The following is a 24,288-nucleotide window of genomic DNA, read 5'->3' on the forward strand; positions in this document are numbered from 1 at the left end:
AGCAAACATCTCTCACATGATGTGTTGGCTGGATTGGCCCCATCGCGAGCAAGCTCGTACGATGGATTACATTGACCGACCATTTTGTGAACCACACAAAACCCTGTGGGAGCGAGCTTGCTCGCGATGGCTCAGACCAAACACCACAACTCTTACCGCTGCATCCCCCAGCGCTTAACGGTCACCCGCTCCAACGAATCAAACACCAGGTTCTCCACCAGCAACCCAATCAAAATCACCACCGCCAACCCGGCAAACACCTTGTCGGTGTACAGCTCATTACGGTTCTGAAAAATGTACCAGCCCAACCCACCCTTGCCGCTGGTCGCGCCAAACACCAACTCCGCTGCAATCAACGTACGCCAGGCAAAGGCCCAGCCAATCTTCAACCCGGCAAGTATCGACGGCAGTGCTGCCGGGATCAGGATAAACAGCACAAACCGCATACCCTTTAACCCGTAATTACGACCCGCCATGCGCAACGTTTCCGAGACCCCGAGAAAACCGGCATAGGTGTTCAAGGCCAACGCCCACAGCACCGAATGCACCAGCACAAAAATCAAACTGTTCTGCCCCAGGCCGAACCACAACAGCGCCAACGGCAACAAGGCAATCGCCGGCAACGGGTTGAACATCGAGGTCAATGTGCTCAGCAGGTCCCGACCGAACTGGGTCGACACCGCCAACGTGGTCAAGGCAAACGCCAGGACGATGCCGATCAGGTAGCCCTTGAGCAACACCACCAGCGAAATCCAGACCTTGCCCAGCAACTCACCACTGAGCAAACCGTCATACAGCGCGCTGGCGGTTTGCAGAAAACTCGGCAGCAGCAGGTCATTGTTCTGAACGCGGGCGACCACTTCCCACAGTACCGCCAGCAATATCAGGATCAGGCTTTTACGAATCCAGCCCTGTTGCCAGAGGCGCTGACCGAGGGGTAATTCACGCTCCAGCGGTACGCTGGTCAGCGGCTGCAAAACCGTTTCGAACGCTTCACGCGCAGATGATAAATGGCTCATCGGGCACTCCTCTCAATGGCTCAATAAGCGATGCGAATGTCGGAGAAATCCAGCTCACGCTCGGTTTCCGGCGACTGACCTTCATCGAACAACAACCGGTGAATCCGTCGCGCCGACTCCTGAAACGCCACGCCGCCAAGGCTGTGCAGATCGTATTGGTGGCTGTGGACTTCCGCCCGCACCCGACCCGGATGCGGCGACAGCAACAGAATGCGATTGCCCACCACCAACGCCTCTTCGATGGAGTGGGTGACGAACAGCAGCGTGAAACGCACCTCTTCCCACAGCAGCAGCAATTCTTCCTGCATCTTGCGGCGGGTCAGCGCATCGAGCGCGGCGAAGGGTTCGTCCATCAGGAGGATTTTCGGTTGCATCGCCAAGGCGCGAGCGATGGCGACTCGCGCTTTCATGCCACCGGACAAGGTATGCGGATAAGCATCGGCAAACGCCGCCAGCCCGACTTTTTCGAGGTAGTGCAGCGCCCGCTCTTCAGCTTCTTTACGCTTCAGGGTTTTCGATGCCAGCAGCGGAAACATGACGTTCTGTTTCACGGTTTTCCACGGCGGCAGTTGATCGAACTCCTGGAACACCACGATGCGGTCCGGCCCCGGCGCATGTATGGTTTGCCCTTGAAGACGGATCTCGCCCTCACACGGCTGAATGAACCCGGCTACTGCCTTGAGTAAAGTTGATTTGCCGCAACCGGACGGGCCGAGCAGCACAAAGCGGTCCGCCGGATCAATTTCAAAACTGACTTGATGGGTCGCTCGAACCACACGCTGCGGCGTGCGGTATTCGAGGCTGACGTTGTCGACCGACAGCAGCGCCTGGGCTGCAACGTTCGGTTTGCTGACCGTGTGGCCTTGCAAAGGGGCGTTCATTTCGATCAGCTCCCTTGCAGTGGCTTGGCGTCCTGGAAGAAATAGTCCTTCCACGAACCCGGTTTGTTTTTGATCGCCCCCACGCGGTAGAGGAACTCGGCCAGTGGATACGTATTCTTCGGCGTGACGCTGAATTCGAACTGCGGGTTGTCGATGATTTTCAGCAACGCAGCGCGGTCGATTTTCGCCTTGGTGACGCGGATGTAAGTGTCGGCCGCAGCGCTTTTGTCGTTCTGCGCGAATTCGGCCGCTTCGGTCAGCGCCGCGATGAAGGCCTTATAGGTTTTAGGGTTCTCGTCTCGGAATTTCTCGGTGGCGAACAGCACCGTCGGCGAGTTCGGGCCGAGCACGTCATAGGAGTTCAACACCACGTGGACGTTGGGGTTGGCCAACTCCTGATCCTGGAATGGCGGGTTGGAGAAGTGCCCGGACAACTCGGTGCCCCCGGCCACCAACGCAGCCGTAGCGTCCGGGTGCGGCACTGCAATGGTGTACTTGTCGAGGCGATTGAATTCCTTGTCACCCCACTGCTTGGCGGCCGCGTATTGCAGGAAACGTGACTGCACCGACACGCCCACCGCCGGCACCGCAATCCGGTCCTTGTCGGTGAAATCGGCGATGGTCTTGACCTTGGGATTGTTGCTCACCAGGTAGTAAGGGAAGTTGCCAAGCGAGGCCACGGCTTTGACGTTCTGCTTGCCGTGGGTGCGATCCCAAATGGTCAGCAACGGACCGACGCCCGCGCCTGCAATATCAATCGAGCCCGAGAGCAGCGCATCGTTGACCGCCGCGCCTCCCGACAGCTGAGTCCAGTCGACCTTGATGTCGATGCCTTCCTGCTTGCCGTACTTCTCGATCAGGTTCTGATCGCGCACCACATTGAGCAACAGGTAAACAATGCCGAACTGCTCGGCGATGCGGATTTCACCTTCGGCGTGGGCCGCGGTCGGCGCCACCAGGCTGCCGGCGATCAGGCTGAAACCCAGGCCGATAGCGGCCGCCAGCGGTGCAAAGGGAAGACGTTTGGACATGTGAGTTCTCCGATAAATCAGAAAGGCGCGTCGCCCTGAATGGTGGTGCGGTACAGCTTGCGGCGCAGATGGCTGGGGCATCCGGCGGCGAGGTGGATCAACGAACGGTTGTCCCAGAACACCAGGTCATGCGGTTGCCACTGATGGCGGTAGATGTTTTGCGGCAGCACGCTGTGGGCGTAGAGCTCGGCGAGCAGTTGCTGGCTCTCGTCATCCGGCAACCCAACGATGCGGGTGGTAAAGCCTTCGCTGACGAACAGCGCCTTGCGCCCGTTTTCCGGGTGCGTACGCACGATCGGGTGGACCACTTCGGCAACTTGAGCGAGCTGTTCAGGCGTCAGGGTCGGGCGCCAGTTGCCTTCGAATTTGCTTTCGCTGTAGCGCGCCGTGTAGGAGTGCGCCGCGGATCGGCCTTCAACCGCTTTGCGCAACGCATCGGGCAGGTTGTCCCAGGCTTTGTGCATGTCAGCGAACAAGGTGTCGCCGCCCTCGGATGGCAGCTCTTGGGCGTGCAACATCGAGCCCAGGCTGGGCAGTTCTTTATAGGAAAGGTCCGAATGCCAGAACTTGCCAGCGTCACCGAGGCCAATGGATTGGCCCTTTTCGATGATGTTGGAAACGATGAGGATTTCCGGGTGGCCGGCCAGCAGGAATTGCTTGAGCACGTGGATCTGCAACACGCCGAATCGACGGCTGAAGGCAATCTGCTGCTCGGGAGTGATGCGCTGGTCGCGGAACACCACGACGTGATGATCCAGGTGCGCGCGATGGAGGCGGGTGAAGTCCTGGTCATTGATCGGGAGAGACAGGTCGAGGCCGATGATTTCGGCACCGACGGCGCCGCTGAACGGGCGGATGTCGAAGGTTTGTGGCGCGATGCGGTTGGTAGCAGAGACAGCTGACATAAAAATCACTCCCACGCACGGCACGCTCAAGGGCGCGCGCGTCGATCAAGAAACTCACGGAGGTCCCGTGTTGGTTCGTGTCGTGCGGCGCGCCGATTGGTCGGCAGGTACGCAGGAGAGTGACTTTATAGGTATAAGAATTGAAATTTAAATACCGTTAGTGAATAACGATATGGCTTTTAGGGATGTGCTGTTTTTCAGGCCGCCATCGCGAATTATCGCTCGTGCAACGCCTCAGCCCGCGCCCGAATAATCGGCTTGAGCAAATAGCTGAGCACTGACTTCTTGCCGGTGATGATATCCACCGACGCCACCATCCCCGGAATGATCAGCAACGGCTTTTCATCCGTGCCCAGGTGGCTGCGATCGGTGCGCAGCTTGATGATGTAGTACGTGGTCTTCTTGTCTTCATCGGTGATGGTGTCTGCACCGATCTGCTCAAGCTTGGCCTTCAACCCACCGTAGATGGTGTAGTCGTACGCCGTGAACTTCACCGTCGCCTCTTGCCCCGGGTGCAGGAAGGCGATGTCTTGCGGGCGAATTTTCGCCTCGACCAGCAAGGTGTCGTCCAGCGGCACGATTTCCACCAGGTCGCTACCCGGCTGGATCACGCCGCCAATGGTGTTCACCAGCAGCTTGTTGACGATGCCGCGAACCGGAGATGCCACCAGCGTTCGGCTGACCCGGTCTTCCAGCGCTTTGCCGGTGGCCTGGGCCTTGTTCAGGTCGGTGCGTGCTTCGTTCAGTTGAGTCAGGGCTTCGCTGCGGAATTTACCGCGTGTCTCGTCAATCTTGCGCTGCACTTCCTTGATCGCCGATTCGGCGCGAGGGATCGCCAGTGTCGTGGCATCCAGTTGTCCACGCGTTTCGACTTCGGCACGCCGCAGGCGCAGCACTTCAACCGGCGACACCGCGCCCTGGGCCACTAACGGCTCGGACATGTTGATTTCCTGGCGTTGCATACTCAGTTGCTGGCGATACTGCGACTGTTTGGAGGTGAACTCACGCAGCTCTTGCTGACGCTGGATCAACTGCTCCTGCAAACCACCGATTTCATCGTGCAGTTGCTGACGACGGCTCGTGTACAGCGACTCTTCGCTGGCCGCCTGAACGGGCACGGCTTTGAGCACGTCCGCCGCGAAATTCAGCGGACGGTCGTCGACTTCCGCGCTCAAGCGTTCAACCCGCAGTAGCATCGACAAGCGATCCGCTTCGGTCTCGCCGACATTGGAAGCGAAGCGCGTATCGTCGAGGCGAATCAGCGGCGCACCGGCCTCAACGATCTGCCCTTCTTTGACGAACAGCTCGGAGACGATACCGCCCTCAAGGTTCTGGATTTTCTGGATCTTGGACGATGGAATCGCCTTGCCGTCGCCCTTGGTGACCTCGTCGATCACCGCGTAATGGGCCCAGAGCATCAGGAACACGAAGAAAGCGATGATCGCCCAGATCGTCAACCGCACCACGCGTGGGGCGTCTTCGATGAGGGCTTTGTTGACCTCGGGCAGTGGCTGGCCATGCAACGAATCGGAGCCTTTGAAGTAACGACCGATCGAATTTTTGAACCCCGACTTAAGCAACACTGATCTGCCCCTTCTTCAACGCTTCCATCACGGCGGCTTTCGGGCCATCGGCAAGAATTTGTCCACGGTCGATGACGATCAAGCGATCCACCAGCGACAACAGCGAAGCCCGGTGCGTGACCAGCACCACGGTTTTACTTTCCACCACGGCCGCGAGGCGTTGTTTGAGGCGTTCTTCGCCGGTGTTGTCCATGGCACTGGTCGGCTCGTCGAGCAGCAGGATTGGCGGATCAAGCAACAGCGCCCGGGCCAGCGCGACATTCTGGCGCTGACCGCCGGACAGGTTCTGCCCGCGCTCACCGACTTGCAGTTCGTAACCTTGCGGGTGCAGACGGGCAAACTCGTGCACGCCGGCCAGTTCGGCGGCCTGCAGGACCAATTCGTCTTCTACATAACGTGCGCCCGACACCAGGTTATCGCGCAAGGTACCCGCCAGCAGCTGGATGTCCTGAGCCACGTAGCCGATGTTGTGGCGCAACTCACTGACGTCGATCTGACGGATGTCGACGCCATCCACCAACAGCGCGCCGTCATCCGGTTGGTACAGGCCCACCAGCAGTTTGGCCAGGGAGCTTTTGCCCGAGCCGCTGCGACCGATGATGCCGATTTTCTCGCCCGGCTTGATGATCAGGTTGATGTTCTTCAGCGCCGGATTCTGCTGTTGCGGATAGGTGAAACTCATCTGCCGGCATTCGATGGCACCTTGCAGCACCTTGCGGCTCAGCGGGCGCTCTTCGAAATTGCGCTCTTGCGGCAACTCCATCATTTGATCGACCGAGGTCATGGTCACCCGTGCTTGCTGATAACGGGTCAGCAGGCCGGACAGCGAAGCCAGCGGGCTCAGCGCACGACCGCTGAGCATGTAGCAGGCAATCAGGCCGCCCATGCTCAGGTTACCGGCGATGATCTGGTACACACCGAAGACAATCATGATCACCCCGGCCAGTTGCTGGATCAGCAAGGTGATGTTCATCGCCAGGCCAGAGAGCATTTTCACCCGCAGTTCGAGGCGGCTGAGGGTGCCGATGGTTTGTTCCCACTGATACTGGCGTTCGCTTTCGGCGTTGTTGACCTTCACCGCGTCGAGGCCGGCGAGGGTTTCGATCAGGCTCGACTGACGCTCTGCGCCGAGGGCCATGGTTCGTTCCATGGTCGCCACCAGCGGTTTCTGCAGCGCGTAGCCGATCAGCAGGGCAATCGGGAACGCCAGCACCGGGATCCATACCAGGTGTCCGCCGAGTATCGCGATGACCATGAAGATCAGCAGCGTAAACGGCAGGTCGATCAGGCTGGTCAGGGTCAGCGAGGCGAGGAAGTCGCGCAGGCTCTGAAACTCATGGATGTTCTGGGCGAAGCTGCCGACCCGCGCCGGGCGGTATTTCATCGCCATGCCGACAATGCGCTCGAACAGAGTGGCGGAGATGATCAGGTCGGTTTTCTTGCCGGCCAGGTCCAGACACAGACTGCGCAGGCTCTTCAGAATCAGGTCGAACAGGTAGGCACCGGAGATGCCGATGGCCAAGACCCACAGGGTCGATTCCGCCTGGTTCGGCACCACGCGGTCGTACACATTCATCACAAACAGCGGCGCGGCCATGGCGATGATGTTGATCAGGAAACTGGCGGCGATGGCGTCGGCGTACAGCCAGCGCGAACGCTTGAGGGTGTCGCGGAACCACGAACGCGCACGCGGAATCAGCGTGCCGTGATTGACGTCGAATTTGTGCTGGGGTTGAGCGAAAAACACTTTGCCGGTGTAGTCGTCGGCGAGCAATTCACGACTGACGAGACTTTCGCCGCCATCGCATTCACTCAGCAGTACGCGCGCCTGGTCGTCACCGTGCCAGCCGAGCAGGACCGCACTGCGGCCATCCTTGAGCAACAGCAATGCAGGCATCGCAATCGCCGGGATCTGCTCAAGCTTGCGTTGCAGCACCCGACCTTGCAGGCCGGCGCGAGCGGCGGCGCGAGGCAGCAACTCAACGCTCAGGCGTTGCTTGGGCAATGGCAGGCCGGTGGTCAACATCGCGGCGCTGGCCGGTTTCTGGTGCAGCGTGCACAGGGCGAGCAGGCCATCCAGTAACGGATCGTCATGCAACGCGCGTGGATCATGGATGAGTTGAACTCGACTGACTTCTGATTCCACGCTCGACACTCTTGGCTAACGGTAAAAAGGGAGGACTCAATTCATCCCGGAAAGCGGAACCTGGCTTCACGTCGTTCTGCACAACGGATGCCAACGGTGCAACCACTCCCTGGCGCTTGAGCAACCGGCTCATGGTCGCCTTGAATCGGTGATGAGTAAATAACTGAATGTTTTTGAGCTCGGCGGCTTGTTGACGCACCACTTCACTGGACGTCGAGAAACCGTCAAACGCCATTGGCGAGAGGCGCTGGCGCGACGCCTGCGGAGCAAAATTTCCCCGGTGATTATGGGTCGATGCTGTTCGCGTGGTGACGCTATTCAGTGTCTTCATGACAATTACCGCCCAGCAGATCGCCCCTTGGAAGTATCCCCCTTTGGCCGTCTTTAACTGATAATCCGCGCCCAATCGATTATTAACACCTGCCTGGACTTCCGGATGGACTTCCAGTGCCTGTCGCATGGCCTGCGCAAAGCTCTGTATCCGAACAAAACCGGTGCCTGGAGCGATGGGGCGAAGCCTTGAATCAGTGCAGACGAACGGTTTCGATTTCCCTGAATTACTTGTCGTAAATCACTGCGAAACATACGAACGCATCGGAAAATGACCACCCGAATGACCGTATGTCGGAAAGTTTAAAATTGGACCCGGATCACACTCGACGGGACCGCTCGTTACTCAAATATCAATGTGACATTACTGAGACGAGTGTTTAGGATGGCACCCGCAAGGTCAATAGTTTGGCATATAGTCAATAGCTAAAAAATATAGACAATTTATTGACGAATATCCGCGTCAAACTTGCGTCTACTCTTGCTTTAAAAGTTTGCCCGGACAGGTCCGGCCGAGTGCCGTCATGTCCCTGTAAGTCACGTGTGCAAGTCAACTGAATGTTCCACCCGGAGAGTCTTCAATGAGCAGTGTTGTTGCCATCGTCAAAAGCATTGTCGGTCAAGTTTTCGCGGTGTCCCCAGAGGGCGTCCGTCGTGTACTCGTTGAAGGCGATCGGTTGCTGACAGGGGATCAGGTAGACACGGGGGCAGCGGGTGCCGTGACGCTCGAACTGGCTGACGGCCGGACCCTGGACCTGGGTCGCGACACTCAGTGGAGCGCCAGCGCTCCGGACTCCAGCACCGACCTGGCAGAAGCCACCGCACAGGCCGCGCCATCGGTTGAAGAATTGCAGCAAGCCATCGTCGCCGGCGCCGACCCGACCAAAGACCTTGAAGCCACCGCGGCCGGCCCCACGGCTGCCGGCACGGGCGGCGCGGCAGGTGGCGGTCACAGCTTCGTGATGCTGGATGCCACCGCTGGCCGGGTGGACCCGACCGTGGGTTTCCCGACGGCGGGTTTTGGCACCAGCGCATTGGCGGCACAGAACCCCCTCGACGGACAAACGGCCGACACCAATCCGAACCTGCAACGTGAATCGACCCTGAGCCTCAGCGCCACGCCGACCATCACCGAAGCCGGCGGCGTACTGGTTTACACCGCGACCCTGACACAGGCGCCGCTGACCGACCTGAGCATCACCTTGTCCAACGGCTCGGTGATCGTGATCCAGGCCGGCCAACTGACCGGCACCGTCAGTGTGCCGTTGGCGCCGAACGACACTGTTTATAACGACCCGACCCAAATCGATGTGACCGTCACCGGCACCACGGGCGGCAACGGCATCATCGTCACGCCGCCGACGACCCCGGCCGTGACTCAGGTCACCGACACCGTCGACACCACCACGGTTAGTTTGACCGCAGGCGCCAGCGTTACCGAAGGCGGCGTGATCACCTACACCGCGACGCTGACCAACCCGGCTCAAACCCCGGTGACCATCACGCTGTCCAACGGTTCGACCATCACCATCGACGCCGGCAACACCACGGGCACCGTTAACGTGCCGACCGCTGCCAACGATGTCTATAACAATGGCAGCACCGTCACCACCACGATTACCGGTGCAACCGGTGGCAACTTCGAAAACCTGGTCCCGAGCACCACGCCGGCGGTCACCACCATCACCGACTCCCGCGACGACACCGGCCTGAGCCTGTCGGCATCGACCGAAGTGGCCGAGGGCGGTCAGATTCTGTACACCGCAACCCTGACCAATCCGGCCGGTACGCCAGTCACCGTGACCTTGAGCAACGGCGCGGTCATTACCATCGCGGCGGGCGCGACCACCGGCAGCGTGAGCGTCCCGGCGCCGGCTGATGATGTCTACAAAGACGCCGGCAAAGTCGAAGCGACCATCAAGGACGCCACCGGCGGCAACTTCGAAAACCTGGTGACCAGCCCGGCAGCGGCGGTGACTGAAGTCACTGACACCATCAACACGTCGACAGTCAGCCTGACGGCCAGCGGTACTGTGGCCGAAGGCGGCACCGTGGTTTACACCGCGTCCGTTACCGCACCCGTCACCGGTTCGCCAGTGGTTGTGACCTTGTCCAACGGCCAGACCATTACCATCCCGGTCGGATCGAGCAGCGGCAGTGTGAATTTCACCGCGCCGAACGATGCCCTCGCCGGTGGCGGTTCCTTGAGCGTCAAGATTGATGACGCCAAGGGCGGCAACTACGAGAAGCTGGACGTTGACGGCAAGTCGGCGGACACCTCGATCACCGATACCCAGGACACCACCACCGTTAGCCTGACCGCGACCGATTCCGTCGCTGAAGGCGGCTCGATCGTTTACACCGCGACCCTGACCAACGCCGCCGGCACGCCGGTGACCGTCACCCTGAGCAATGGCGCGGTCATCACCATCGCGGCCAACGCAACCAGCGGTTCCGTGACCGTTAAAGCACCGGCCGATGACGTCTACAAAGACGCCGGCAAAGTCGAAGTCACCATCAAGGACGCCACTGGCGGCAATTTCGAAAATCTGGTCAAAGACTCGGCTGCCGCCGTGACCAGCGTCACCGACACCCTCGACACCTCGACCGTCACCCTGACCGCCACCGGCAGCGTGGCCGAGGGCGGCACCGTGGTTTACACCGCATCGGTCGGTGCTCCGGTTACCGGTTCGCCCGTCATCGTGACCCTGGCCAACGGTCAGACCATCACCATCGACGTTGGCAAAAGCAGCGGCACCGTCAATGCCGTGGTCTCGAACGATGTGCTAAATGGCCACGCGCCGGTCACCAACTCGATCACCAACATCAGCGGCGGCAACTACGAAAACCTGGTCGCCGACAAGACACCGGTCAGCACCCGCGTGACCGACACCGTCGACACCACCACCCTGTCGCTGACGGCCACCGGCAACGTCAACGAGGGTGGCTCGATTGTTTACACCGCGACCCTGACCAACCCGGCCGGCACGCCAGTGACCGTGACCCTGAGCAACGGCGCGACGATCACTATCGAGGCCGGTAAAACCACCGGCACCGTCAAAGTCGATGCGCCGAAGGACGACGTCTACAAAGACGCCGGCAAAGTTGAAGTCACCATCAAAGACGCGGCCGGCGGCAACTTTGAAAGCCTGGTCACCAACCCGGCGCCAGCCGTGACCAACGTGGCGGATACCACCAACACCACACGCCTGACCCTCAGCGCGGACACGGCGGTACTTGAAGGTTCGCACATTACTTACACCGCGACCCTGACCCACGCCGCGCAAACCCCGGTAACTGTCACGCTGAGCAACGGTGAAACCATCACCATTGCCGCGGGCAAAACCAGTGGTTCGGTGACCATCGCGGCGCCAAGCGACGACGTCTACAGGGACACCGGTTTGCTCACCGTGAAGGTGACCGACGCCACCGGCGGCAACTTCGAGAACCTCGTCGTCAGCCAGGCACCCGCAATCACCATCGTCTTTGACACCATCAACACCACATTGCTGTCTCTGTCGGCCAGCCACACCGTCAGCGAGGGTGGCCAGATCACCTATACCGCCACCCTGAGCAACCCGACAGACACGGCCATGACCGTGAAGTTGAGCAACGGCGCGGTCATCCAGATCGCCGCTGGCGCTTCCAGCGGTTCGGTCGAGTTTGCTGCACCGGCTGACACACCGTACGTCGATGGCGGCAAAGTCGCGGCGATCATCGTCAGCCAAAGCGGTGGCAACTTCGAAAACGTCGCGGTCAATTACGCGCCTGCGGTCACCACCGTTGCTGATACGAAAGACACCACCGGCCTGTCACTGAGCGCCACCGGCACGGTCGCCGAGGGCGGCTCGATTGTCTATACCGCGACGCTGACCAATGCCGCTGGCTCTGCCATGAGTGTGACGCTGAGCAACGGCGCCGTGATCAACATTGCCAAGGGCGCCACCACCGGCTCAGTGAGTTTCGCCGCGCCCAAGGATGATGTGTACAAGGACGCCGGCAAAGTCGACGCCAGCATCACCAAAACCACCGGTGGCAACTTCGAAAACCTGGTGGCCGACAAGACGCCAGCTGTCACCAACGTGACCGACACCATCAACAACAGCACCGTATCCCTGACCGCCACGGCCCACACGGTCGAAGGCGGCACCGTGGTCTACACCGCGTCCGTCACCGCGCCCGTCACCGGTTCACCGGTGGTTGTGACCTTGTCCAACGGCCAGACCATCACCATTCCGGTCGGCGCCAGCAGTGCAAGCGTGCATTTCAAAGCACCTAACGATGCCTTGGCTGGCGGCGGATCGCTGAGCGTAAAAATCGACGGCACCACCGGTGGCAACTACGAAAATCTGGTGGCGAACAAAACGCCGGCGGTCACCTCAGTGACCGATGTAAAAGACACCACCACGGTTAGCCTGACCGCGACCGATTCCGTCGCTGAAGGCGGCTCGATCGTTTACACCGCCAAACTGACCAACGCCGCCGGCACGCCAGTCACCGTCACCTTGAGCAATGGCGCGGTGATCAGCATCGCTGCGGGTGCGACCACTGGCTCGGTGACCGTCAAGGCACCGGCCGATGACGTCTACAAAGACGCCGGCAAAGTCGAAGCGACCATCAAAGACGCCACTGGCGGCAACTTCGAACACCTGGTGAGCAGCCCGGTAGCAGCGGTGACTGACGTCACTGACACGATCAACACCTCGACGGTCAGCCTGACGGCAACGCCTGCCACGAACGAAGGCGGCAACGTGGTGTACACCGCGTCCGTCACTGCACCCGTCACTGGCCAGGCCGTGGTCGTCACCTTGGCCAACGGTGAAAAAATCACCATCGCCGTCGGTGAAAGCAATGCCTCGATCACCGTCAAGGCGCCGAACGATGCGCTGGTCGGCCACGAGCCGCTGATCAACTCCATCAAGGAGGTGACCGGTGGCAACTTCGAGAATCTGGTCGCCGACAAAACCCCGACCTCGACCGCCATCAGCGATACCGTGGACACCACCAAGGTGACCATGACCGCCAGCGACTACGTGGTCGAAGGCGGCAACATCACTTACACCGTCAACCTCAGCAATGCCGCTGGCACTGACATGACGGTCAAGTTGAGCAACGGCGAGAGCGTCCTGATCAAGGCCGGCGACAAGTCGGGCTCCATCACCGTTCCGGCGCCGGGCGATGACGTCTACAAGGACGGCAGCAAGATCACCGTCGGCATCGCCAGCACCAGCGGCGGCGATTTCGAGAAGCTCGACGTCAGCCAGACCACGCACACCACCACCGTCAATGACACCATCGACACCACGACGCTGAAGCTCAGCGCAGACGTGAGCACCGTCGGCGAAGGTGGCCAGATCATCTACACCGCCACCCTGAACCACCCGGCTGACACCGCGATGACCGTGACGCTGAACAATGGCCTGGTGATCAATATCAAGGCCGGCGAATCCAGTGGTTCGGTGCCGTACACCGTGCCGAATGACATTTACACCGGCGCACCGGACGTCCGCGCAGCAATCGCCGACAGCACCGGCGGCAACTTCGAAAAACTCGACACCGACCGCTCCGCCGTCGTCACCAAAGTAACCGACACCGCCGACACCACCAGCCTGACCCTCAGCGCCAGCAGTTCGGTGCAGGAAGGTGGGCAGATCGTCTACACCGCGACCTTGTCCCATGCCGCCGGCAGCGACATGACCGTGAAACTGAGCAACGGCGCGATCATCACCATCCTCAAGGATGCGGTGTCCGGCCAGGTCAGCGTGGACGCACCGAAAGACGACGTGTACCTGGACGCCGGCAAAGTCACCGCCAGCATCGATCAGGTCAGCGGCGGCAAGTTTGAAAGCCTGGTGCCGGACAAGTCGCTGGTGTCCACGGACATCACGGACACCCTCAACGACGTGGTCGCCAAACTGACGGTGGATAACTCCAGCATCACCGAAGGCGGCAAAGTCACCTACACCGTGACCCTGACCAACGCCGATGGCTTGCCGGTCAACAATCACGGTGACCTGACCTTTACATTGACTGACGGCACCGTGGTCAAAGTTGCGGCCAACCAAACCAGCGGCAACACCGTGGTGACCACCCAGGACAACCACTACGTCAACCAGCCGGTGACTGTGGTTAATCAACTGACTGGCGTCTCGGGCACCAACAACTTCGAAAACCTGGTACTGAGCACCGACAAGACCACCGTCACCGTCATCGACAACGACCACGCGCCAGTGTCCGCCGGCGGAGCTGTCACCGGCCTCGAAGATTCGACCATCACCCTGAGCTGGAACGACTTCAAGGTCACCGACGTCGATAATGACAGTCCACTCGGCATCACCATCACCCAGGTATCGGGCGGTGGCACGCTGCTGTTCAACGGTGTGCAGGTCACCTTGGGCCAGACCATCAGCCAGGCGGATATCGCGCTGGGCAAACTGACCTTTGTACCCGCCGCCAATGAATCGGGCGCCGATGGTTACGGCGGTACCGGCGTTGGTAACAAGGCGTCGGATTACGCGCAGATCCAGTTCAAACCTACCGACGGCTTCAACCAGGGCGCGGAATCGACCTTGAAAGTCGACATCACCCCGGTAGCTGACGCGCCAACGCTGAACGTCGCGGGCAACAACGTAACCTCGACGGGCTTGATCAAAGAGGTCTGGACCGGCCTGTCAGGCCTCGGCACCGATGGCAGCGGCGCGGCAACGGGCACACTGAAAAGTGTCATCGATGGCGCCGGCACACCGAATTCCAGCAGCACCGTTAGCAACGTGCAATCCGGTGGCGATGTGGCCCAAGGCACGGCGTCGAAAACCTCCGGCCTGATTTACCTCGAAGCCGGCAAGACTTACACCTTCAGCGGCACCGGCGATGACAGCTTGCTGGTGACCATTGGTGGCAAGAACATCGCGGCCACTACGTGGGGCGCGGGTGCCAACCTGAACGGTTCATTCACCCCATCCACCAGCGGTTACTACACGCTGGACATCTACCACCACAATCAGAACGGTCCGGGCAACTATGACGTCAACCTGTCGGTCAACGGCAGCCCGGCCATCGACCTGAGCAGCGCTGGCGTTCCGCTGTATACCGGCGTCGCGGATCTGGCCGCTTCCGGCGTGACGGTGTCCGATTTGCACGGCACCAACGGCGAAGGCTACTACGACGGCTACGCACTCAACACCGGCGTAGAAGGCACCAGCATTCACCTGTCCGCCATCAGCACGGCGCTGACCGATACCGACGGCTCTGAAAGCCTGAGCGTGAAGATCAGCGGCATCCCGGCGGGCTCGGTACTTACTGACGGCGCGGGCCATACCTTCACCGCGACTGCGACCTCAGGCGAAGCCAATGTCACCGGCTGGAACCTCGGTTCCCTGACCGTGACCCCGCCGGCGAACTACAACGGCCAGTTCAACCTGACCGTGACCTCGACGTCCACCGAGACCCTCGGCGGTTCCGCGCCAAGTACCGCGACGATCCCGGTCACGGTTTATCCGACGGCCTACGTCAGCGAAGTGGTTGCGACCCTCACCGTGGATAAAACCACCGTGGCCGAAGGTGGCCAGATCACTTACACCGTGACCCTGTCCAACAAAGACGGCATTGCAATCAGCAGCCACGACGAGCTGACCTTCAAGCTGTCCGACGGCACACTCATCAAAGTGCCCGCCAACGCGGCGTCGGGCTCGTTCACCATTACCGCCCCTGACGACATCCTGATGGGCGGTCAGCCGACCATCGTCAACAAGCTCGAAAGCGTTAGCGGTGCTGACAACTTCCAACAACTGACCCTGGCGCAGAATTCGTCGCAAACCACCGTGACCGACGAGTCAGGTTCGGGTACCTCAATCGACAACCATGGCGACAAAGTCGGCATCACCATCGTCGGCAACGGCGCGGTCCTGGAAAACCAGGCGCCGAGCTTCACCATCAAGCTCGACAAGGCCCAGGATGTTGCCCTGACCGTGAAACTGAGCGACGGCCAGACAGTGACCTTCGCCGCAGGCGAAACGGAAAAAGTCCACACCCTGGCGCCGCAAGGCGAAGACGTCTACAAAGACGGCGGCACCGCGACGCTGGGCATCAGCGGCGCAACTTCCGGTGGCACTGCGCTGGAAAATCTGGTGGTGGGTAACCCGGCATCGGTGGTCATCACCGACACCATTAGCGAAGTCATCGCCAAGCTGACCGCGACCCCGAGCGTGAATGAAAACGGCACTATCACCTACACCGCGACCCTGACCGATGCCAAAGGCACCTTGGTCACCGCTCACGATGCGCCGGTCACCGTCACCCTCGACAGCGGCAAGACCATCACCATCGCCGTCGGCCAGAGCTCCGGCACCTTGCTGGTGACGGCGGATAACGATGTCTACAAAGGCCAGACCACCGTCACCGAAGGCATCAAATCGGCGGCCGGCGGCAACCTGGAATTGATTTCGCCAAACGCCGACGAAGTCACCACCACGGTCAATGACGTCAACGACGCCACCACCGTAAAACTGACCGCCACCCCGAGCGTCGATGAAAACGGCACCATCACTTACACCGCGACGCTGACCGACGCCAAAGGCGCCTTGGTCACCGCGCACGATGCGCCGGTCACCGTCACCCTCGACAGCGGCAAAACCATCACCATCGCCGTCGGCCAGAGCTCGGGCACCTTGTCGGTAACCGCGGGCAACGACGTTTACAACGGCGCGCCAAGCGTCACTGAATCCATCAAGAGCGCCAGCGGCGGCAACCTTGAAGCCCTCGGCGCAGACAAGACCAGCGTCTCGACCACGGTCGGCGACTTCAAGGACACCACCACGGTCAGCATCACCGGCAGCGCCTCGGTGACCGAAGGCCAGACGGCCAATTACACGGTCAGCCTGACCAACCCGGCGCAGACCGAAGTGACGCTGAAAATCGTCTACAGCGGCACCGCGGCCGACGGTTCGGACTTCACCGGGGTGTACACCGTGAAGATTCCGGCCGGCGCCAGCAGCGCCAATTTCAATGTCGCAACGCTGGACGACCGGATCACCGAAGGCACTGAAAACTTCGTGGTCAAGATCGACTCGGCCACCGGCGGCAACTTCGAGACGCTGGCGGTCAGTGCGACCAATGGCAGCGTCAGCACCTCGATCATCGACAACGATGCGCCGCCGGTGCTCGACCTCGACGCCAATAACTCCAGCGGCGCCACCGGTGCCAACTACAACGTGACGTTCACCGAAGGCACCACCGGCCAGGGTGTATCGATCGGCGACACCGATCTGAAAATCACCGACCCGGACAGCACAATGCTGACCGGCGCAACCATCGTGCTGACCAACCGTCAGCCGGGCGATGCGCTGAACCTGGGCAACAGCGTCAATGGCATCACCATCAATGCCAACAGCACGAATGGCACGGTCACGCTGACGTTGTCCGGCAACGCGACACTCGCCGACTACATGCAGCAGATCAAGAACATCAGCTTCACCAACAGCAGTGAAGACCCGAGCACCGTGCCGCGGATCATCACCGTGACCGTGACCGATGGCAGCAACTACTCCAACACCGCGACCACCACGGTGACCGTCGTCGGGGTGAATGACGCACCGACCGCCGCACCGGTCAACGTCACCGGCACCGAAGACACCCCGCTGATCCTGAACTGGTCGACCTTCGGCGTCAGCGATGTCGACACCCCCGCCGCCAGCCTCGGTGTGAAAATCACCGGCCTGCCGGGCGAAGGTAAATTGCAGTACCTGAACGGCTCGACCTGGACCGACGTAACGGCCAACCAGACCCTCAGCAAGACTGATATCGACGCCGGTAAAGTGCGTTTCATGCCGGATGCCAACGAGTCTGGCGCCAATGGCAACAGCGCCGGCATGGGCAACAACAAGGCGGACTACGCGCAGATCCAGTTCCAGCCAACCGATGGCTCGCTGCAGGGCAACACCGGCACGATCAAAATCGACATCACCCCGGTTGCTGACGCGCCAACGCTGAACGTCGCGAGCAACAACGTAACCTCGACAGGCTTGATCAAGGAAGTCTGGACCGGCCTGTCGGGCCTCGGCACCGATGGCAACGGCGCGGCTACGGGCACGCTGAAAAGCGTCATCGATGGCGCGGGCAAACCGAACACCAGTGGCGCAGTGACCAACGTGCAGTCCGACGACAGCGTCGCGGCAGGCACGGCGTCGAAAACCTCCGGTCTGATCTACCTCGAAGCGGGCAAGACTTACACCTTCAGCGGTACTGGCGATGACAGCCTGCTGGTGACCATCGGCGGCAAGAACGTTGCGTCGATCACCTGGGGCGCGGGGGGCAATTTGAACGGTTCGTTCATCCCGACCACCAGCGGTTACTACACCCTGGACATCTACCACCACAACCAGAGCGGCCCGGGCAGCTATGACGTCAACCTGTCGGTCAACGGCGGTGCGGCAGTCGACCTGAGCAGCGCTGGCGTGCCGCTGTACACCGGTGTGGCGGACCTGGCCGCGGCCGGCGTGACGGTGTCCGATTTGCACGGCACCAACGGCGAAGGCTACTACGACGGTTACAAACTCAACACCGGCGCCGAAGGCACCAGCGTTCACCTGACCGCGATCAACACAGCGCTGACCGACACCGACGGCTCCGAAAGCCTGAGCGTGAAGATCAGCGGCATCCCGGCGGGCTCGGTGCTCACCGATGGCGCCGGCCACACCTTCACCGCCACCGCGACCTCAGGCGAAGCCAACGTCACCGGCTGGAACCTCGGCACCCTGACCGTGACCCCGCCGCCGTACTACAACGGCCAGTTCAACCTGACCGTGACCTCGACCTCCACCGAGGCGTTGGGCGGATCGGCACTCAGCACCGCGACGATTCCAGTCACGGTTTACCCGGCGGCTTACAACGCCGTTACCGCAACGTCCGGTAGTGACAACATCACCGGCACCGACGGCAACGACATCATGGTCGCCGACATCGGCGGGCTGACCGTGGTGCCGGGCACCAACTACAACATCGCGTTCATGGTCGACAGTTCGGGCAGCATGAGCTCGTCGTCGATCAACGCCGCCAAGGACTCGCTGACGTCGGTGTTCAACACTCTCAAGCAGAGCATGGGCGGCAACTCGGGCACCGTGAACATCTTCCTGGTGGACTTCGATACCCAGGTCAACAAATCGGTATCGGTCAACCTGAACGATCCGAACGCCCTGACCTTGCTCAAATCGGTACTGGACTCGATGTCGTCCGGCGGTGTGACCAACTACGAAGATGTGTTCAAAACCACGGCCAACTGGTTCCAGAGCGCTGACGCCGTGGCCAACACCGGGGCGAAGAACCTCACCTACTTCATCACCGACGGCCAACCGAACTACTACCAGAGTGGCGAACAGACCAACCCGACGCTGTACGGCAGCGTGAAGCTCGATGACGTGGTGAACACCCGCAATTACAAGCCGGGAGATACCTTCTCCACGACCATCGACAGTACTCACAAACTGACCATCGACAGTGACGGGAATGCGACGCTGTACACCTTGAACGGCTCCAAGAACTGGAAAGCCAGCGACGTGGGAACCATACACGCTCAGGGCGACGGTACTTACGAGGTGTCCTACACGACGGGCAGCGGCAGTGATCAGACGATTGTCGATAACTCCTCTTCCAGTTTTGCGCTGCTGAGCAATGTGTCCAACGTTGAAGCCATTGGCCTGAACAAGGGCGTTACCCTCGTCGACTTGAGCCCGTACGACTCGAACCATACACCGCAAACCAACATCGATCCGAAAGACCTGGCCAACTCGATCGTCGGTCATACCGAAGCGACACAACCAGGTTCCGACACGGTCAATGGCGGCGACGGCAACGACATTCTGTTCGGCGACCTGGTGAGCTTCAACGGTGTTGCCGGTGAGGGTTATCAGGCGATGCAGGCGTTCGTCGCCCAGCAGACCGGCGTGGACGTCAGCAAGGTCACCACCAGCAACGTGCACCAGTTCATCACCGAGCACTACACCGTGTTTGATGTGTCCGGCGCCCACGACGGCAACGACACGCTGTTGGGTGGTGCGGGCAATGACATTCTCTTCGGCTCGGGTGGCAACGACAGCCTCGACGGCGGCAAGGGCAATGACATTCTGCTCGGCGGCACCGGTAACGACACGCTGATGGGTGGTTCGGGCAACGACATCCTCATTGGCGGTTCGGGCGCCGATACCTTTGTGTGGAAGTCAGGCGACACCGGCAACGACGTGATCAAGGACTTCAAGGCCAGCGAAGGCGACCGTATCGACCTGCGTGATCTGTTGCAGGGCGAGACCGGCAGCACCATCGACAACTTCCTGAAGATCAGCACGGTGGATGGCGTGTCGTCGCTGCAAGTCAGCTCCGGCGGCAAGTTCAACTCTGGCGACGCGGCAGCCGCGACACCGGACGTGACGATCAAACTGGAAGGCAACAATTGGTCCAGCGCCAACATCCACACGCTGATTGCCGGCAGCGATCCAACCATCAAAGTCGACCACAACAACAGCTGATCCCACGAAAAACGGCCGCCCTTATGGGGCGGCCGTCACGTTTGTGCCTTTCTCCACGGTGACGATTTCGTCGCCGCACCGCATACTCGCGTCCAGTTGGCCTATGCTGCTGACAGCATGAGGCTGGTTCATTTCTGAGGGATGCTCACATGTTCTACGTGCAACGCGATGCGCAAGGCCAGTTAGTGCGCGTGGAAGCCGCGGCCTACGCCGAGGCCACGGAAACACTGCCGGCCGACCACCATGAGATCCAGGCCTGGTATGCCAACGAAGTGGTGGAAACCAACCTCAAACAACTCAAGCAGAGCGACCAGGAAATGATCCGGGTACTCGACGACTTGATCCAGGTGCTGACCAGCAAAGGCGTGATCCGCGTCACCGATCTGCCGCCGGCGGCACAAGCCAAATTGATGGACCGGACCCAGGCCCGTGAGGCGTTGGGCGGGTTGAGTCATTTGATTGATGATGAAGAGACGGGGTTGATTTAACCCCGCACACTGATCGATCCCACGCGGAGCGTGGGATCGATCATCCGCGCTAAGCCTTGACCGAACCCGGCGCCAACTCTGGCGATTCAAGGTGATCCAGCGCTCGCTCCACCAATAAATGAACCCCATCTGCCATTCGGCCAAGCGCCAGCGCGACGCAGCGGCGTGAGCCTTCGACATCGTCTGCCAGCGCTGATGGAGCGCAGGTCTTCAGAGGCGTTGGCCAGGAGGGCTTCGGTGGGGATGTCGGGGGAGACGGTGAAGAGGAGGCCTCTGCGGGGAGAAGGCGGGTTGGGGGTTACTTTGAACATGGCGGAGTCTCAATGATTACAAAGAGGCTGACCCGGTTCGCTTGCACGCGAATAAGGTGGCCGCTATGTGCGGGGTGCCAGACCGAGTAAACCACGCCCTAAACCTCGGCAGACCCGAAGGTCTCCCGCACACAGCCGCCATAAAGCAATCGCAACAAGCATGAAAAATGCCTGATGAACGGCCAGAGGCAGTGTTTGGATGTGGTTTTTACCCGGACTTGCACGTCCGTGTCACCGATTATTCAGTGACAAGGCCAGACTAGACCTGCGCATTACCCGGAATAAGTTCACCAAAACCGACGCAACTCGAAGGAAATCTCCTAGGAGTTTTCCTTCAGATTTCCCGGTGACTGCGATAAGGGCATCAGCCTCACCGCCAAGGCTTGGGCTCACCGAACAACTGCCCCTGAACCCCATAGATCCCCATTTCCCGAATCACCGACAACTCCCCTTCGGTCTCGACCCGCTCGGCAATCAGCGGCAAATCGATGCTGTGCGCCGCGCGCTGGATTGCCTCGATGAACAGGCGCTTGTCGCTCTCCTGATCAATCGCCCGAATGTAGCCGCCATCGATCTTCAAGTACGCCAACCCCAGCCGCGCCAGGTTGCCGATCATGCTGAAACGCCCGCCAAAGCGCTGCAGGCTCAGGGAGAAGCCGAGTTCTCGCAGGCGCCGCGTCAGCTCTTCCAGCTTCGCCTGCTCTGGCAATTGTTCCTCGCCAATTTCCAGGGTCAGGCGCGGCCCCAGATTGGAATTCGCGCGCAGAATCTCGAAGATTTTATTCAGCGTTTGCGGATCGCCCAACGTCGCCGACGACAGGTTCAACGCCAGCGACTCTTCGTGGTCCGCCATCTGTTCCAGCACCAACTCCAACATCAGCCGATCCAGCCGCGCAGTCCAGCCAAAACGCTCCAGCCATGGCAGGAAGCGCCCGGCGGGAATGGTCTGGCCCTGCTCGTCGACCAAGCGCGAGAGCACTTTGTAATGCAGCACCAGTTGCGTGTCCTGACTGGCCACAACCGGTTGGAAATACAGCTGGAAGCGCCGCTGATTCAACGCCTGATCCAGCAAGTTGTTCCAGGCATGATGGTCATCGCCGACACTGGCCGACGCGCTGTGATCCAGGCACGCCCAGCTCGGCTCGCCCTGACTTTCGGCCTGCGCCAGCGCCTGGTCACCTAGCCCCAGCACCGCTTGTGGTGAGTCGCCATGAACAAACGGCGCCAGCCCGATCGAAGCCACCGTGGCCACGTCGGTGGCGCCCGTCGCATGCAGGCTGGCCAAGGCACTGTCGAGGCTCTGCGCCAGCTGCAACGCTTCTTCGCGCACCAACCCCGGGGCCAGCACAGCGAATTCGCCGCCGCGAATCCGCGTGACGAGGTTCTGGGTTTCCGGGTACTTGGCACACTCGCGGGACAACTGCTCGCCTACCGCTTTCAACAACTGGTCGGTGCGCTGGCCGCCTAACCGCTGGTTCAAACCGGCCAGGTCCTTGACCCGCAACAACAGCAGATAACCGGAACTGGCCTGCTCCGGATTGCTCACCCGAGCGTTTAATTGCATCTCGAAATAACGACGGTTGGCGAGTCCCGTCAGGTTGTCCTGATAGGACTCGACCCGCAGTTTTTCACTGCGTTCGGCCTGCTCCTGGAACAGTGCCTTGAGCTTCTCGACCATCTGGTTCATCGCCTGCACCACGCGGCGCAGCTCCGGGGTGCGTGGCAGCTCCGGCAGGCTGAGAAATTCACGACGCGCGATGGCGTGGGATTGCTGGACCATGTAGTCCAGCGGTTTCAATTGCCGACGCAACAGCAGCGCGCCCAGTACCGCACTCACGGCGCCGCAGACCAGCAACCAGCCAAGACTGCCCAGCGCGCTCTGCCACAGCTTGGCCAACGCGAACATCGGGTGGCTGACCACCTCGACCCGCGCCGCCTGCTCCCAGCCACGGCTGACAATCGCATCGCCGCCAGCGGCTTCGAGGCCAATCATTTTGACGAACCAGTCCGGCACGTTGTTCACCGCCGGAATCCCGCTGCGCTCGACGATGGTTTTGTCATTGCTCAGATCAACGACGCGGATACTGGCGTAGTAGCCGCTGTCGAAAATCGAACTGACCAGCAACTCGACCATCGCCGGGTCGTCGATGTTCGGCGTCAGGGACAGCGCCAGCGCCGTCGCGGCGTCCTGAGCGTGGGAACGCAACTGGTTGACGTACTGGGTGCGCGAGCTTTCCAGGCTGACCATGAAGCTGCCGGTGAAGGCGACCACCAGGAACAGACAGATAGCGATCAACAGCTGTTTGAACAAAGACATCTGAGCGCGTGCTCCTAGTTTGTCGTTTCGACCGGGAAACCTTCGGCCTGCATTTTCTTCAACACGTCCTGCCAGCGGGACAGGCGTTTGGTGTCACCGACCTTTTTGTTGCCCTTGGCGCCCGGCAAATACAAACCTTCTGCATTGAAAGAGTAGACCGGTAACAGATCGGTTCGTTGACTGGCCGGTTTTATCTCGTTGATCAGACTGTCGAGCACCAGCGGCATGGCCTCGGGGCTGGAATAGTAGGTCAACACCATGTGCGCCCGGTTCTGACGCAACGCCTTGACGTAGGTGATGCGCAGCTTGTCACTGGACACGCCGAGGTGGCGCAGGCTGAAATACTTGGCAATCGCATAGTCTTCGCAATCGCCGGCGCCCTTCCACAACGCTTCGATGGGCGTTTCCCAATAATCGACGTCGTGCCACAGGTCGATGTCCTCGACGTAGCGCACCTGATTGTTGAAGAACAGGTTGACCACTTTGAGCTGTTCCAGCTCGCTGACCTGCTTCTGCGTGGCCAGTAAATGCTGCCAGGCGTCTATCCGTTGCTGCCCTTCACCCAACGGCCCGTACAGGGCCTGGGCGCGACGGCTGATCAGCGAAAAGTCCCAATCGGCCTGCAAGCCGCCCAGCATGACGCCGGTCAGCAGCAGCGCGCAGCACAGCCAGCGCAAGATCCGTGGGATTGCGAAACGTACCGCCAATGCGAGGCATCCAGAGCAGGCAAATGGAATTCGCCCGATGGTGCAGGTTAGCCCG

11 protein-coding genes and 2 pseudogenes are annotated in these 24,288 nt (G+C 60.5%); 3 read left to right on the top strand and 10 right to left on the bottom strand.

Annotation, left to right across the window (positions count from 1 at the left end; all coding sequences use genetic code 11):
- Positions 1-152: 152 nt before the first annotated feature.
- The 7 genes from H8F22_RS32165 to H8F22_RS32195 form a co-directional block, all read right to left on the bottom strand.
- Positions 153-1,019, bottom strand: coding sequence for an ABC transporter permease (locus tag H8F22_RS32165; protein ID WP_059181866.1), 867 nt, complete (start codon positions 1,017-1,019; stop codon positions 153-155).
- A gap of 20 nt (positions 1,020-1,039) precedes the next feature.
- Positions 1,040-1,900: an ABC transporter ATP-binding protein gene (locus tag H8F22_RS32170; RefSeq protein ID WP_194941129.1), complete on the bottom strand. Its 861-nt coding sequence runs from the start codon at positions 1,898-1,900 to the stop codon at positions 1,040-1,042.
- Between the two features lie 5 nt (positions 1,901-1,905).
- On the bottom strand, positions 1,906-2,931 hold the full coding sequence (locus tag H8F22_RS32175) for an ABC transporter substrate-binding protein (protein ID WP_194941130.1): 1,026 nt from the start codon (positions 2,929-2,931) through the stop codon (positions 1,906-1,908).
- Positions 2,932-2,948: 17 nt separating this feature from the next.
- Positions 2,949-3,836: a TauD/TfdA dioxygenase family protein gene (locus H8F22_RS32180; RefSeq protein WP_194941131.1), complete on the bottom strand. Its 888-nt coding sequence runs from the start codon at positions 3,834-3,836 to the stop codon at positions 2,949-2,951.
- 215 nt (positions 3,837-4,051) lie between these two features.
- On the bottom strand, positions 4,052-5,419 hold the full coding sequence (locus H8F22_RS32185; RefSeq protein WP_027926023.1) for an HlyD family type I secretion periplasmic adaptor subunit: 1,368 nt from the start codon (positions 5,417-5,419) through the stop codon (positions 4,052-4,054).
- A complete protein-coding gene (locus tag H8F22_RS32190; protein WP_059181867.1) occupies positions 5,409-7,565 on the bottom strand; it encodes a type I secretion system permease/ATPase in 2,157 nt (718 codons plus the stop codon). The genes H8F22_RS32185 and H8F22_RS32190 overlap by 11 nt, the downstream gene beginning before the upstream one ends.
- On the bottom strand, positions 7,528-8,025 hold the full coding sequence (locus H8F22_RS32195; RefSeq protein ID WP_155953752.1) for a hypothetical protein: 498 nt from the start codon (positions 8,023-8,025) through the stop codon (positions 7,528-7,530). Before H8F22_RS32195 ends, H8F22_RS32190 begins: the two co-directional genes overlap by 38 nt.
- A 451-nt stretch (positions 8,026-8,476) precedes the next feature.
- Here H8F22_RS32195 and H8F22_RS33275 point away from each other — a divergent pair.
- The 3 genes and pseudogenes from H8F22_RS33275 to H8F22_RS32205 all read left to right on the top strand — a co-directional run.
- Positions 8,477-14,098 (top strand): annotated as a pseudogene (locus H8F22_RS33275) (retention module-containing protein); the annotation flags it as partial.
- A 1,332-nt stretch (positions 14,099-15,430) separates the two neighbouring features.
- A complete protein-coding gene (locus H8F22_RS33280; RefSeq protein ID WP_456107254.1) occupies positions 15,431-20,410 on the top strand; it encodes a beta strand repeat-containing protein in 4,980 nt (1,659 codons plus the stop codon).
- Between the two features lie 149 nt (positions 20,411-20,559).
- Entirely contained in the window at positions 20,560-20,898 is a 339-nt protein-coding gene (locus tag H8F22_RS32205) for a hypothetical protein (RefSeq protein ID WP_027926026.1), read from the top strand.
- 49 nt (positions 20,899-20,947) lie between these two features.
- Here H8F22_RS32205 and H8F22_RS32830 read toward each other — a convergent pair.
- From H8F22_RS32830 to lapG, 3 genes and pseudogenes are all read right to left on the bottom strand, one after another.
- A pseudogene (locus tag H8F22_RS32830) lies at positions 20,948-21,194 on the bottom strand (DUF6124 family protein); the annotation flags it as partial.
- A 385-nt stretch (positions 21,195-21,579) separates the two neighbouring features.
- Positions 21,580-23,526 (bottom strand): cyclic di-GMP receptor LapD, encoded by a 1,947-nt coding sequence (gene lapD, locus H8F22_RS32210; protein WP_059181869.1) that lies wholly within the window; start codon positions 23,524-23,526, stop codon positions 21,580-21,582.
- Positions 23,527-23,540: 14 nt separating this feature from the next.
- Positions 23,541-24,233, bottom strand: coding sequence for a cysteine protease LapG (lapG, locus tag H8F22_RS32215; protein ID WP_027926028.1), 693 nt, complete (start codon positions 24,231-24,233; stop codon positions 23,541-23,543).
- Positions 24,234-24,288 lie beyond the last annotated feature (55 nt).

This window comes from Pseudomonas mucoides, from assembly GCF_015461845.1.
Taxonomy (GTDB): domain Bacteria; phylum Pseudomonadota; class Gammaproteobacteria; order Pseudomonadales; family Pseudomonadaceae; genus Aquipseudomonas; species Aquipseudomonas mucoides.